This window comes from Mariniphaga sediminis, assembly GCF_003573545.1.
Classification (GTDB): domain Bacteria; phylum Bacteroidota; class Bacteroidia; order Bacteroidales; family Prolixibacteraceae; genus Mariniphaga; species Mariniphaga sediminis.
On sequence record NZ_QWET01000006.1, the window covers coordinates 323,732 to 338,051 of the forward strand.

15 protein-coding genes are annotated in these 14,320 nt (G+C 40.4%); 4 read left to right on the plus strand and 11 right to left on the minus strand.

From position 1 onward, the window contains the following. Positions 1-30: 30 nt before the first annotated feature. From D1164_RS10285 to D1164_RS10295, 3 genes are all read right to left on the minus strand, one after another. Positions 31-1,383 (minus strand): sigma-54-dependent transcriptional regulator, encoded by a 1,353-nt coding sequence (locus D1164_RS10285; protein ID WP_119349879.1) that lies wholly within the window; start codon positions 1,381-1,383, stop codon positions 31-33. Positions 1,384-1,393: 10 nt separating this feature from the next. Then, complete coding sequence (locus D1164_RS10290) at positions 1,394-3,058, minus strand: HAMP domain-containing sensor histidine kinase (RefSeq protein ID WP_119349880.1); 1,665 nt, start codon at positions 3,056-3,058, stop codon at positions 1,394-1,396. Between the two features lie 108 nt (positions 3,059-3,166). Further along, positions 3,167-4,834, minus strand: coding sequence for a hypothetical protein (locus D1164_RS10295; protein ID WP_119349881.1), 1,668 nt, complete (start codon positions 4,832-4,834; stop codon positions 3,167-3,169). Positions 4,835-5,397: 563 nt separating this feature from the next. On the opposite strand from D1164_RS10295, the gene D1164_RS10300 reads away from it, so the two are divergent. Next, a complete protein-coding gene (locus D1164_RS10300; RefSeq protein WP_119349882.1) occupies positions 5,398-6,990 on the plus strand; it encodes a beta-N-acetylhexosaminidase in 1,593 nt (530 codons plus the stop codon). Between the two features lie 69 nt (positions 6,991-7,059). Here D1164_RS10300 and D1164_RS10305 read toward each other — a convergent pair whose 3' ends face one another. From D1164_RS10305 to D1164_RS10325, 4 genes are all read right to left on the minus strand, one after another. Beyond that, on the minus strand, positions 7,060-7,254 hold the full coding sequence (locus D1164_RS10305) for a cold-shock protein (RefSeq protein WP_172594418.1): 195 nt from the start codon (positions 7,252-7,254) through the stop codon (positions 7,060-7,062). Between the two features lie 10 nt (positions 7,255-7,264). Continuing rightward, on the minus strand, positions 7,265-7,573 hold the full coding sequence (locus tag D1164_RS10310; protein WP_119349883.1) for an RNA recognition motif domain-containing protein: 309 nt from the start codon (positions 7,571-7,573) through the stop codon (positions 7,265-7,267). A 373-nt stretch (positions 7,574-7,946) separates the two neighbouring features. Beyond that, entirely contained in the window at positions 7,947-8,660 is a 714-nt protein-coding gene (locus tag D1164_RS10320) for a tRNA threonylcarbamoyladenosine dehydratase (protein WP_172594419.1), read from the minus strand. Positions 8,661-8,976: 316 nt separating this feature from the next. Next, a complete protein-coding gene (locus D1164_RS10325) occupies positions 8,977-9,348 on the minus strand; it encodes a hypothetical protein (RefSeq protein ID WP_119349886.1) in 372 nt (123 codons plus the stop codon). Between the two features lie 217 nt (positions 9,349-9,565). On the opposite strand from D1164_RS10325, the gene D1164_RS10330 reads away from it, so the two are divergent. Together D1164_RS10330 and D1164_RS10335 are read left to right on the plus strand one after the other, a co-directional pair. After that, on the plus strand, positions 9,566-10,108 hold the full coding sequence (locus D1164_RS10330) for a YkgJ family cysteine cluster protein (protein ID WP_119349887.1): 543 nt from the start codon (positions 9,566-9,568) through the stop codon (positions 10,106-10,108). A 9-nt stretch (positions 10,109-10,117) separates the two neighbouring features. Beyond that, on the plus strand, positions 10,118-10,888 hold the full coding sequence (locus D1164_RS10335) for an SDR family oxidoreductase (protein WP_119349888.1): 771 nt from the start codon (positions 10,118-10,120) through the stop codon (positions 10,886-10,888). Between the two features lie 53 nt (positions 10,889-10,941). Here D1164_RS10335 and D1164_RS10340 read toward each other — a convergent pair whose 3' ends face one another. From D1164_RS10340 to D1164_RS10350, 3 genes are all read right to left on the minus strand, one after another. Continuing rightward, entirely contained in the window at positions 10,942-11,163 is a 222-nt protein-coding gene (locus D1164_RS10340) for a DUF2795 domain-containing protein (RefSeq protein ID WP_053183863.1), read from the minus strand. 88 nt (positions 11,164-11,251) lie between these two features. Then, positions 11,252-11,812 carry a cob(I)yrinic acid a,c-diamide adenosyltransferase gene (locus D1164_RS10345; RefSeq protein ID WP_119349889.1) on the minus strand — a complete coding sequence of 187 codons (561 nt, stop codon included), beginning with the start codon at positions 11,810-11,812 and terminating at the stop codon, positions 11,252-11,254. 6 nt (positions 11,813-11,818) lie between these two features. Beyond that, on the minus strand, positions 11,819-12,520 hold the full coding sequence (locus D1164_RS10350; protein ID WP_119349890.1) for an ABC transporter ATP-binding protein: 702 nt from the start codon (positions 12,518-12,520) through the stop codon (positions 11,819-11,821). Between the two features lie 453 nt (positions 12,521-12,973). Here D1164_RS10350 and D1164_RS10355 point away from each other — a divergent pair, with 453 nt between their 5' ends. Next, positions 12,974-13,237 carry a hypothetical protein gene (locus D1164_RS10355; RefSeq protein ID WP_119349913.1) on the plus strand — a complete coding sequence of 88 codons (264 nt, stop codon included), beginning with the start codon at positions 12,974-12,976 and terminating at the stop codon, positions 13,235-13,237. A gap of 31 nt (positions 13,238-13,268) precedes the next feature. On the opposite strand, the gene D1164_RS10360 is transcribed toward D1164_RS10355, so the two are convergent. After that, a complete protein-coding gene (locus D1164_RS10360; RefSeq protein WP_119349891.1) occupies positions 13,269-13,982 on the minus strand; it encodes a hypothetical protein in 714 nt (237 codons plus the stop codon). Positions 13,983-14,320: the final 338 nt, after the last annotated feature.

Below are 14,320 nucleotides of genomic sequence, written 5' to 3' on the forward strand. Positions count from 1 at the left end.
AAAAATCATGCGTAAAAAATTCAAAAAATATCATCCTTTTCCCTTTTGCTTTTTCAGATCATATTTTTTTATCTTATTGTAAAGGGTCACACGATCCACTTTCAATGCTTTAGATGAGCGGCTTATATTCCAGTCAAATTTGTTCAGGATTTGAAGAATGTGATTCTTCTCCACATCCTGCAGGCTTTCGGAAATGTTAACCGGAGTGTCTGCCCTAAATGGTAAATCCTTTAATCTGACCTCTTTCCCGTTACCCACCACAATGGCACGTTCAATCATGTTTTCCAACTCACGCACATTTCCCGGAAAATCATACTGTTCTAAACGCTTCAGGGCGGCAGGCTCGATGGAAACCAGGTCCCGGCTCATGGAAATACAATATTTTTTTATAAAATGGGTTACCAGCATAGGAACATCTTCCGTTCGTTCACGCAACGGAGGAATATTTATATTCACCACGTTTAGCCTGTAATACAAATCTTCTCTGAAGGCTCTTTCTTCCACCATCTTTTTCAAATCACGATTGGTTGCACAAATAACGCGAAAGTCTGATTTGATCTCCTTGTTGCCACCCACCCGTACAAACATTTTAGATTCCAGTACACGTAGCAGTTCAATTTGCATCTTACCTGAAATTGTGGCAATCTCATCCAGAAAAATGGTGCCGCCATCTGCTGTCTCAAAGCGTCCCTTGCGGTTGAACATAGCGCCGGTAAATGCTCCCTTTTCATGGCCAAACAGCTCACTCTCCAGCAAATCTTCAGATAAAGCGCCACAATGGACGGTAACCAAAGGAAAAAACTTCCGTGCCGAATTGGAATGGATCGCACGGGCAATCAACTCTTTCCCGGTTCCGCTTTCACCAGTAATAATGACCGATGAGTTGGACTGCGCAACGCTTTCCACCTCCTTCAACACTTTTATCATGGCCTCGCTCCTCCCCACAATATCTTCAATGTTTTCAAGCGAAACAATGCGGTTCCGCAATGCTTCGTTTTCGGCTTTCATCTCCACCTGTTTGGCTGCATTTCGGATCAAATGCGACAGGTCGTCGGGGTCGAACGGTTTTGTAATGTAATCGTAAGCCCCGTCTTTTAAAGCCTGCACTGCCGTTTCAACCGAGGCGAATGCGGTCATAACAATGACAATAGCTTCAGGATTCAACACTTTAATGCGGCGGTGCATTTCCAGTCCATCCATCCCCGGCATTTTAATATCTGCCAGAATAATATCGAAACTCCCGGCCTCCAGCATTTCAAGCGCTTCTTTGGCATTTTCGGCACACCGTACCCGGAAACCATCTTCCATAAACCAGTTGTAAAGCGAATCCCTAACAGATTCTTCGTCATCTACAATCAAAAGTGAAACATTATTATTTCCCATTTTGTAAAAATTAATCTTTAACCAATGGTAAAACCACCGAAATGGTTGTTCCTTTGCCCGGCTCTGACTCCACATCAACCCTGCCCTGGTGGCTTTGCACGATACCATGCACAATGGCAAGTCCCAATCCAATTCCGCTTGCTTTTTGTTTGGCCGAAAAAAAAGGCTGAAATATGTGAGGAATGTCCTCCGGTGAAATACCAACGCCGTTATCGACAATATCCAGCTTAATATATTCTTTATCGGGATTGCTTGTTCTCATAAGTATTTCCCCGTTTTCCGAAACAGCTTCCGAAGCATTCACCAGAAGGGCCACACAGACCTGCTTTATCTGGTTTTCATTGCAAAAAACCAAATCGTTTTGGGCATCAAAGTCTGTATAAAAATGAATATTGGCCATCTTCATCCGGTGTTCAACCAGTTCATACGTTTGTTTCAATACCTTATGAAGAGGTACATTTTTAAAGTCCTCCTGCCCCTTTCTTGAAAAATCCATCAACCCTTTTACAATTTCTCCGCACCTTTTGGTTTCCATTTCAATCATTTTCAAATGCTTTTCCAGGGCAGCGGAAAGCCCGGCATCCAGTTCCATCCGGCTAATTTTTTTTGAAACCAGTTTGGTGTAGGTCAAAATACTAGAAAGCGGGTTGTTCAATTCGTGTGCAACCGAAGACGACAGTTTTCCCAAAGAAGCAATCCGTTCAATATGAATCAGCTCATTTTGAATATCTGAAAGTTCTTCCGATTTCTTTTGCACCTTGTATTCCAGCTGATGCGACCAGTTTTCCAATTCTTTGTTCGCGGCATCAAGGTTATCGAGCATATTATTGAAAGCCTGCGACACCATCCGCATATCGTCAAGCAGATTAGGGTTAATCTCCAGTCGCCTGTTACGGTCCCCTTTTGAAACAGCCTCGCTTGCAGAAATAATAGCGCTCAGGGGCCTTCTTATTTTTCGGTTGGTTAAAAATATGAGGATAGACACAAGTATAAACGTTATTAATGAAGCCAAAAGAAAAAACTCGGCCGAAGATTTTGACACCGCGGTATCCAGGGATTCCAGCGGAACCTTTATGATGAGAGAACCGAGCACCTCCTCTTCCGGGCCATGGTAATGACAAGAGGCTGTGTAACAAGATCTCTCATTAAGAATTGGCGACCTGATAAGTAACTGCCTGTGTCCATCACTGTTCTCGCTCATCTCACATGCACTCTTGTAGTCGATAATCCGGTAGGCTTTTTCCTTTTGAGGAAACATAGCGCCAAAATCAGTATGACAACTGATACAATCCGGATCGCTGTGTCTCAATGTATCGGAAAAGAAGGAAGAATAGACCAGTTCATTTTCATAATCATACAAATTAACCTGATCCACTCCGGAAATAGTATTGATAATATCCAGTGTACTTTGCAGGGCCGTATTATCATTCTTTAACATCGAATAATACAACGAGCTTTCAATAATGGAACCAATATCGTTTCCCCTCTGTCGTATTACCGTATCAAGGTATTCCCCGTAAACTGAATTAAAAATAGTTCCGTAAGCGATAAAAAGAAAAAACGAAAGAATCGCGATAATGTAAACCACACGGGCATAAATGGACGACTGAAATCGTAAATATTTATACACAAAGGATCTAAATCTGTTATTATCCGGTTTTTGGAACAGTACCATTTTGCTTTTCTTTTATCTGAAGTTGAAATATTTTTTCAACTTTAGCTGCTGCAAATTACAAAAAGAACTCCTCTTTTCCCCGGTCTGCGTTTAGTCTTTAAAACATATTCAGAGTTTTGACACATCAAGAAAATGTTTCTGAAAATCTTCCCACACTTCCGGACCAAACTCCTGCAAAACAGCTTCACAAATTTCTCCTCCATCCTGGAACACAACCTGGCCATATACTTTTGCATGTACCGAGACGGCAAAAAAATCTTTCAATCGTAAGAGTTCCCTTCTCAACCAACTCCTGTAATGCTGCCCCATTTTGAAAAAACGTATCTCGCTGAGCCAGTTTAGCGGTTCAATCAAATAGATCCATCCTTCATTGTAAGGAGAATTGTTGATCCTCTCCGGTTCATCGGTTAGCGCTTCGTTTATTGCTTTGACTGTTCCTGAAACAGGGGCGCAGATATCAAGGTGTTTACCGTCCTGAATGAGCGTCACTACAGGCTCATTCCTTTTTACAGAATCTCCCGTTTTTTTCATCTTAATACGGGTATATTTTCCGGTAAAGTGTTGTAAAAAATCATCTATTCCCACTCTCACCTTTCCATCTCTTTCCATAAAAATCCAGGTATGGGTTTTATCGAAATATAGACCTTCCGGAGTACCGGGAAAATTTTCATTAAATGTCCTGCTCTTTTCAGGGATAATAACTGTAGATGCATTACTATTTTTTGTTTTGACTAAATAAACCAGGTGAATCAGTAAACCAAGTCCGACTAACAAAACAAAAGCAAGAATTGCCCCCCTCCTAAGCGAATTATCTCCCACTGAAGATTCCGTCACAGCAGGTTGTACCAGCAACTTATCCAACTTTCCTGATTTTTCACTAAAAGCCAATTCAGTGTATCCCGAATGCCCCAGGTACTGCTGCCCATCGGTTAACACCCAACTTACAAAATCGGTTAAAGCCTCATTATCTGGCGTTGCAGGAAGTACAGCATAAATATTGCGTACCAGCGACCGGGGATATTTCCCAATCCAGACTCCACGCCTGAAATCGTTCAAGTTATCATATATTTTTTCGCTAAAATCAATAACACCATTTCCGTTTTTGTCAACAGGGAGTAACTTAACACCATCTGCCAGCCCCTGATATTCAGCATCCAAAACATCGGAAAGACGCACATAACCAATTGCTCCGGGATTTCTTTGGATTGCATCCACCACTTTCCCTACAGGTACCCCATGAAAAGAAGATACATTCATTCCTGAAAAATCCGACAAAACTGACTGCACAGAGGGATCATCGGATACAAAAATGGAAACAGGTGTTGATACATTGTTACCGAGCAACATTCCCCAGCTCTTTGCGTCGGAAGAATGAAGTAATTCGGCCAGTTTTTCTAAAGAAACCCCCTGCCTGTCCACAATCCCAACAAAAGGATTTTGGGAATGCATTACAGGAACAATCACATTCCGGCCAATTACCAGTTTCAAAAATGCTTTGTTTTCTATCGATTCGTTGCCCTCAAGGGTGAATCCCAAATCTGAATCCACTCCAAAGTCATGCTTAAATTTTTCTGAATCTAAAGCTTGAACCCGAAGCTCTGGCCCCGTGTGAGAATCGGAGTATTTCTCAATCAGCAGATTAGAAAGACTGAAGGTTTCATGAGTACTCCAAACAGGAATAACTTTCTCATGAATCCTATCTGACTGCACGTTTTCACCACTTATCAGAAAAGAGTAAAACAGCAGTAAACCTATGGATAAAAGAAATGTCTTCATGGCTTTTTATTTTTGGTTATTAAAAAATGAAACGTAATCTGTTATCTTATAACTTATAAAACATAATCCAACTATAATACCAAACTAAAACCACCACACAACGCACTATGCAACAGCAGATTAAAACACAAGCCATTAAAATTTTAAACAGCACAAGTGTTGAATATATTTACACTCTAAAACAATTGTTGGTTTTTAGGTTGATTATCAATGCTTTTACGCAGGCGTAAATATTTTCAACACTTGTAAATATTTTCAACATATTAATCAAAACAAACTCACGAAAACAGGTAAACTCATTGCTTAAATCAATTTATTTCTTCCTGTAGTAGCAGAAAGTTCAAAGAATAAACTTCGGGACATGTCAGACAACATAGAACACCCCAAACGTCAGTATCTGTTTTTTCTTGTTTTGCCCAAGTGCAACAATTTACCGGGCCGGTGTTCTGGGATAAGTCCTGTCCCAACGGGCTTCTCCTATTTTAAAATTTTTCAAGATCTCCTTACCTCTTTATAAAATTTTGAAAATGTTTATATTTGTATAACCTTAAAATCTATTAAAAATGAAACAAATACTTATTTTACCTGTGCTAGTACTGTTTTTTATAATAAACATTGCAGCACAGTCTCCAGCCATTATTCCTCTCCCCAAAGAGATAAAAACCGGCAATGGATATTTTTCCCTGAACCAGGAATGTACATTGAAATTCGACACATCAAATGAAGAAGTAACCCGGATTGCCGGCTTCTTTAACGAGTATCTTGAAAACATATACGGGTTTAAAGCAGAGGGAAAAAGAAATGCAAAAACGATTTCTTTTAAGCTGCAAAATAACCTAAAAAAACTAGGAAAGGAAGGTTACCGATTAAAGGCAGAAAAGAATAACATTGAGATTGAAGCATTTACTCCCAACGGACTGTTTTACGGAATGCAATCACTAAAGCAGCTTTTGCCATTGGAAGCCACAAATGACCAATTAAACATTCCATGTATTGAAATAAAAGATGAGCCCAGGTTTGCCTGGCGTGGTAACATGCTCGATGTAGGGCGTCATTTTTTCCCGGTCAGCTTTTTGAAAAAATACATCGACATCCTGGCCATGTACAAAATCAACACCTTTCACTGGCACCTCACTGAGGATCAGGGATGGAGACTGGAAATAAAAAAGTATCCTTTGCTTACTGAAATCTCACACTGGCGCGATGAAACCATTGTTGGCCATGCCCTCCGCTCGGATGAATATGACGGAATTGGGTATGGCGGATTCTACACACAGGATCAGGCCAGAGAGATTGTCCGGTATGCTGCTGAGCGCTACATTACAGTGGTTCCTGAAATTGAGATGCCCGGCCATTCCAGCGCAGCACTTGCAGCGTATCCCAACCTTGGCTGTACCGGTGGCCCTTACGAAGTTAAAAAGACCTGGGGTGTCCACAAAGATGTATATTGTGCCGGAAAAGAAGAGACTTTCACATTCTTACAGGATGTATTGAATGAAGTGCTTGACATCTTTCCTTCCGAATTTATCCACGTTGGCGGAGACGAATGCCCCAAAGACGCCTGGGAAGTATGCGAAAATTGCCAGCGTCGAATCAAGAAAGAGGGACTGCAAGATGAACATGAACTGCAAAGCTGGTTTATTACCAGGATGGATGGTTTTTTAACTTCGAAAGGACGGCGTCTGATCGGTTGGGATGAAATCCTGGAAGGTGGCCTGGCTCCGCAGGCAACTGTAATGAGCTGGCGCGGAATTAAAGGAGGCATTGAGGCAGCCAAACAAAAACATGATGTTGTGATGAGCCCCACCACTCATATGTACCTGGATTATTACCAGTCGGAAGACAAAAATAGTGAACCTTTAGCGATAGGCGGTTTCTTACCTCTTGATAAAGTTTATGGTTTTGAGCCCGTTCCGGAAGAACTATCCCGAAAGGAAGCGAAGTACATTATAGGGGTACAAAGCAACCTTTGGACGGAATATGTATCAAATACAGAATATGCAGAGTATATGTTACTCCCCCGATTGCAAGCGCAGTCAGAAGTAAGCTGGACACCCAAAGAACAAAAGGACTTTGCAGATTTTGAGAAACGGTTACAAACGGATTACCATCGCCTCAAAAAGCTGGGGATTAAATATCGGAAACATACCCTGTAAAAACCGGAGAAGAACAAACAAAAAAGGGCTTTGTAAAAACAAAGCCCTTTATATTGTCCGCTATAATCGTTAGATAACTTCCACATCAAAAGCCACCGGACCCCGATCACTTTCTTTAATTTCAAATTGCACTTCCTGGTCTTTATCCAGTCCAAATTGTGCATCTTTGATTCCGGTACGGTGTACAAACACATCTTTACCGTCTTCAGTATGGATAAAACCATACCCCTTTACGGCATCGTACCATTTTATTTTTCCTTGCATAAGAATTGGGTTAGTAACGACTTCCCCTGTTGAAACCACCACCGCCTCTGCGGTTACCTCCACCACGGGAATCATTTGATCTTGGACGTGATTCATTCACTTTAATGTTACGTCCGCTAAGTTCAGCATTGTTAAGTTCGCCTATGGCTTTTTTGGCTTCTTCTTCATCGTCCATTTCAACAAATCCAAAACCTTTACTGCGGCCGGTTAGTTTATCAGAAATAATTTTAACCGATGCAACTTCGCCATACTCTTCGAAAATTTCTCTCAAATCTTCCTCAACCACATTATACGGAAGATTTCCAACATAAATGTTCATTTGTAACTAAAAATTAAATTAATAAAACAGGCGCCTGTCGCAGGGTACAATCAAACCCAAGTGTTGTTTTGTTCCCGGATTTAAATGAATATCGAATTGAAAAAAAATTAGAAACCAAAAAAATCATGGTGATAAAACAGGAAGGAAAATCGTGCCCGGCTGCAGAATACCTAAAAAAAATTACAACAAAATAAAGATCACTTTGCTCATTGTCAGACAACTGAAATTAAATAAAATCCCAAATTATCATCTAATTCACTCCGCAAAGTTAAACTAAAATTGGAATTATCAAACTTTTGAGCCTTTTTATCTTCAACGAAACCACATTTATGCAATAATTATAATTATTTTATTGTATTCCAGCATGAAACATTCAAGACTCCAGGAGGTTCCGGATAACAACACTGGCCATAAAACAACCAAACACTGGCGGCATATAAGAAATGGTTCCTACCGTCGACTTTTTGTTTTGGCCTTCTTCCAACCGAACAGCCTCTTCTGACACCTCTTCGGGAGAAAAAACTACCTGCACTCCTTTTTTGATTCCCAGTTTCGACAACCGCTTCCGAATCATTCGGGCCAGTTTACAGTTATACGATTTTGAAATGTCGGCTACCTGCACTTTTGAGGGGTCAAGCTTACCACCTGCCCCCATAGAGCTCACTACTCTCAGCCCGCACTGAAGACTATGGCTGATAAGAAATGCTTTTGGCGACAGTGTGTCAATGGCATCCACTACGTAGTCGAAAGACTGACTTTCAATAAGCTCCACAGCCTTTTCGTCGTGAATAAAGTTATTTACGACAGTCAGTTCTACGTCAGGGTTAATATCATAAAACCGCCGGGCAAGAACGTCGGTCTTGGCCAGTCCGGTAGTACTCACCAATGCAGGGAGTTGCCGGTTTCGGTTCGATTCCTGTACCGTGTCACCATCAGCAAGGGTCATTTTTCCCACACCTGCACGACAAATCATTTCAGCAGCATAAGCCCCCACTCCACCAAGCCCTACCACTAATACATTTGCCTTTTTCAGCCGTTCCAGTTTTTCAGGTCCGACAAGCAGTTGGGTACGTTCTAACCAGTTCATCTTTATTTAAATTTTATGTTACAGATGGCTTTCACAGACCCAAAGGACAAGATGTGTAAACCAATACTTTCCAATAATATCCTCTCTTCCCAGTACTTTTAAAGCCAAAATACTTCAGATAACGGCTTTTTCAATTCAGCCAATGAACTTTCATTAAAGGGTACAAAGTAATCATTTTTGATTATCAGATTAATCATTTTGAATAGAGGTTTTTATATTATTTAGTCATAATAAAACCATTTGGGGAGTGAAAATTGGAAGCAATTCAAAATGAAAAGCTCCGGCCCTTTTAATAAAAAACATAACTCGTTTTTTACTACATTTTGTTGGCAGACTTATATACCAATTCATTTTCAGAAAGTGATTCTAAAAATGATTGACTGTTAACAACTACCCTGTTTCCCAAACAATCAAACGTCAGACATTCTGAAACTTCCCCTCCAAAGTCGATGACAATAATGTCATTCCCTTTATATTCCTTTATCCACACGCTTTTAACATATTCTGAATCCCGGGGATTACTCTCACTCAAAACCCTTGCATTCAGCCACTCCAGGCTGTTTAACGGATCTTCATTTCCGCAGGCATTTATTTCTTTTAATGGTGTAACGTATGTTTCGTTGTCTTTTTCAATACAGGAAAAAGCAAAAAACAAAACCCACAGAATTAATACGATCCTTAATTTCATTTTATATTGAATTTTGGTTTTACAGAAAGACGTTCAGGATGAAGAAAAGGTTGCGTCTCGGATTCTCCTGAAAAATCAAAGCCAACATAAAGCGACTTTCTCCCACTTTTGGTAAGTCTGTATCTTGCCTTTCTGTTTCGATATATTATCGAAGTAGTATTTTGTTCCGGTTTCTTCCAAAATTTCGCGTACTTTGTTTCAAACTATTTTTAGGAATATGGAGGACTTATTAAAAAAACACTTTTTAGATTACTTTGCAGTGAGAGATGATGTGGATGTGACGGCCGAACGATTGGGAAAAGAGCATGCGCCCCATCTCCAATGCGAAAAAGGATGCGATTTATGTTGCATGGATTTTAGCATCCTTCCCATTGAATTCTATGCTATTCTCGAAGAATTAAAAAGCAATAAATTTGATAAAACAAAAATCCAAAGCAACGCGCCAAACAATAAGGACAGCTGCATTTTCCTAAAAGACCACGCTTGTACTATTTATAAATCGCGGCCGCTGATTTGCCGCACACACGGTTTACCACTTCTTTTCGCCAACGATGACGGAGAATGGGAACTCTCCGCCTGTGAACTTAACTTTACCCAATTCAATTTTGAAAAATTCTCTGTCAGCAACACTTATCCTCAGGACAAATTTAACAGCCGGTTATTTTTACTTAACCGTAAATTTATTTCTGAATTTGGGAAGGGGAAAGATTTTGGCGAATTCGATTTATTACCTTTGAAAGAACTGGTAGAAAAACTATAAATATTAAAAATGGATACTCTTTCTTTATTCAGCTTAAAAGGAAAAACAGCATTGATAACAGGCTCTGGAAGCGGCATTGGCCTTGCTTTGGCAGAAGGATTGGCCGGAGCCGGAGCAAAAATAATCCTGAATGGCAGAAACGAACAGAAACTGGTCAAAGCAAAAGATAAACTAAGTCAAAACGGGGTTGAAACAGACACTTTGATTTTCGACGTAACTGATTCATCAGCAGTAAAGGAATCGGTAAATAACTATGAAAATCAAAAAGGGCCCATTGATATTCTTATTAACAACGCAGGCATAAACATTCGCGGACCGTTTGAAAACTTCGATGAAAACGAGTGGAAAAAAGTTTTGGAAACCAACATCGACGGTGCCATGACAGTATCGCAGGCAGTAGGATCGTTTATGATAAAACGAAGGGCAGGAAAAATTATTAATATCTGCTCCATGCAAAGTGAACTGGGCAGACCTTCGATTGTACCCTACGCCGTATCAAAAGGCGGAATTAAAATGCTGACAAAAGCACTGGCCGCAGAATGGGGCAAACACAACATCCAGACAAACGGCATTGGTCCGGGCTATTTTGAAACCGAACTCACCATCCCGCTCAGGAACAATCCTGAATTTGACAGCTGGTTACGTAGCCGCACACCGGCAAGCCGCTGGGGCCAACCAAAAGAATTGGTTGGCGCAGCAGTATTTCTCGCATCCGAAGCAGGAGATTACGTAAACGGGCATATTTTATATGTGGACGGTGGATTACTGGCCAGTGTATAAAATAAAAAAGCAGGTTGTTTAACCTGCTTCAAAACTATTTTTTCAAAAGTCGGTCAATATTCATCTTCATTAAAGAAAAAATCATCTTTACTGGGGTAATCGGGCCAAATGTCCTCGATACTTTCATATATTTCCCCTTCGTCTTCTATTTCCTGCAAGTTTTCTATTACTTCAAGCGGTGCCCCCGAACGGATAGCATAGTCAATTAATTCGTCCTTACTTGCCGGCCAAGGCGCATCTTCCAACTTCGAAGCTAATTCAAGAGTCCAATACATCTTAATGAATTTAAGCGGTTCAACTCGATTTTTACAATGCCGCGAATATAATAAAAAATAATACGAAAAACACCTTGCCCGTAATTTTTTAAGATTGTTTCCAGGGTCTCTCCTCTATCCCGCTAATGACAGCCAGTTTACGAGCAAGTACAAATAAAAAATCTGACAAGCGATTCATAAATATTATGATTTCGGGCTGAACTTCTTCCCGTTCTGAAAACTCCAGTATGCGTCTTTCGGCCCTGCGACAAACCGTTCGGGCAACATGACATTGGGCTGCTGCCACATCACCACCGGGCAAAATAAAATGCTTCAGCTCCGGTAACTCGTGTTCCAACTCGTCAATAGCATTTTCCAAAAAACCAATGTGCTTTGCAGTAATCGACAATTTTCCGGTGAATGCCTTGCCTTTTTCATCTGATGCCAGAAGTGAACCGATATTAAAAAGCTTATTCTGAATTTCTACCAGAATTTCACACACATTTTCCGGAATACGAAACGAACGCACCACTCCAATAACTGCATTCAGTTCGTCAACCGTTCCGTAAGCTTCCAGTCTCAGATCATACTTTTTCACCCGGCTTCCCCCCACCAGTCCGGTCATTCCTTTATCACCGGTTTTGGTGTAAATTTTAAATTCTTTTGTCATCTATCATCAATAAACCGGCTCCGGATTCACTGTATCCGATTCTATTTCGCCGTCTTTAAGTTTAATAATCCGGTGTGCATGACGGGCAATATCCATCTCGTGGGTTACCATTACCAGGGTATTTCCACTGCGATGAATATCGGCAAACAATTTCATTATATCTTCTGAGATCACGGAATCAAGGTTTCCGGTAGGTTCATCAGCCAACAAAATGGAAGGTTTATTTACCAGGGCGCGGGCAATGGCAACACGTTGCCGCTGTCCTCCTGAAAGTTCGTTAGGCTTATGATGCATCCGGTCGGAAAGCCCCACATCAGCAAGGGTGCCCGTTGCTCTGTCTTTGCGATCATGCTTTCTTATACCTGCATATACCAGGGGCAACATTACATTTTCGAGTGCCGTATTGCGAGGCAAAAGGTTGAAAACCTGAAAAACAAAGCCAATCTCGGTATTACGTATTTCTGCCAAATCATTGTCTGACAAACGGCTTACATCCCGCTTGTTCAAAACATAAGTCCCGCCCGAAGGTGTGTCGAGGCAGCCAATAATGTTCATAAGGGTCGATTTCCCGGAGCCCGAAGCTCCCATGATGGCCACGTATTCGCCTTTATGAATTTCGAGCGAAACCGAACGCAACGCCCTGACAACCTGCGTGCCCACCTTGTAATTCTTGGTAATTTTTTCCAAATGGATAATTGTATTTTTCATGTAATTGGTTTTCCAATTGGTAACAGAACGTATATTCCTGTTACAATATTTTGGAGAATAAAAGTAATAATTCCTAAAGACTATTTTGCTTTTTTTTAAAGATGTTAAAAAGAATACTATTACACATTTCTGCACTCCATACCCCCAACAAAACCCGTTCCATGATTTCATCATACAGGAGATTAAATTCTTCTGCTGCAACCCGGAGATTTTTCCCATTTATACACTCCCCAACCAACAGGCACATATAGGATACATTTTCTTTTATATCAAAAAAATACAGCAGAAAAACCTTCTTTCATTCAATAACAGGGGTACACAAAGCCGGGTCATTACAGGATAACTGATATATCGGCCAAAGGATAAGTATTACAGAAGGATGGTTAAAATAGGGTTATGTTTTTATTCCGGAAAACAGATAATTGTTGTAAATTGGAAGGAAAAACCGAAACTATGAAACGCGATGTATTACTTATTCTGGTAAGACACCGCCAGGAAACGGCTGAGAAGGTGCAAAAAATCTTAACAGGCTGGGGATGTTTTATCAAAACCCGCCTCGGAATTCACGACGGCGTGCTGGAAAACTGCTCCGACAGTGGACTGATTTTTCTGGAATTAACCGGAGAAGAGATTGCCAAACATGAAGAAATAACCCGGAAACTCAATATGGTGAAAGGGGTTGATGCAAAACTGGTGTCGCTGGAAATAGTAAGCTAAAAAAACGTTTTCATTTTCTCCCTTGGATTCTTTACTTCAGCACAATCCAGCCCTTTAAAGATTCCTCCCACCAACTGAAAGACTTCCCAACTTCCTGCAGTCCTTCCGCAGCAATGGCAATGGTATTCCTTAATGTGTTACTAAAAGTCCTCAAATGCGCTTCATTCCAGTACTCGGTTTGTGACGATTGTCGTATAAACGCATCCACCCACAATGAAATGACCTTGGGGTGTACCTGCGAAAAGTCCTGTAGCAAATATTTTTCGGTAAGAACACTGTCAACAATGGAAAGAGGTTTATAGTAAGAGACGATATATGGTCCTTCAAAAAGGTCATCTTCAAACTTGTTTAAATAGGCCGAAGCCCGCGCATAATCATAGTTCGACATCAGCCAATCAATTTGCTCTTTAAAGGCAAGGCTATCCAATTGAGAGAGGGGATCCTCCAGTACAGGAAAATACACCACATTTATACTACTGTCATTCAAATAATTTGTTAATTGATTTAATTCCGGAATTTTATTTAGATAACCTGATATCAATTCTGCATATCTTGCTGAATCTTCCTTATCCGGTTTTTGCGAAAACAAAATATAACTGTACAGGCCAAAATTTTCTTCTTCATACTGGCCAGAGATTAAATAAGTCCGGCCGGGTTTATAACTGGAACTACATCCAAACCAAAGTTGAAAAACAATTGATATAACAATAGCTACAACAACGCGAGAGAATTTATTTTTCTTCATTTTTAAAAAATTTCCTGACAATAAACCCCACTATAAAGACAATCAAGAAAATTACCCCGACAACTAAAACGGTTTCAATCCCGTCTAACTTTTTAGAAAACAAATAAAAATAGACCCACGCTAAAACGGATAAAACCACTGTAATTAAAAGTTCAATCTTGTTCTTTTTCATTAGAATCCTGCAAACTGTATTTCTAAAGCGAAAGTAAGTTAACGTCAGTTCGAGCTAAGCTAACGTACAACTTTGCGTCTGGTCAATAACTTCTTCCATTCTAAGGGTAGGTTTTTTAGGCAGAAAGGAGTAAGCTATCAGACCTGAAAGTAAGTTTGTCAGGAAG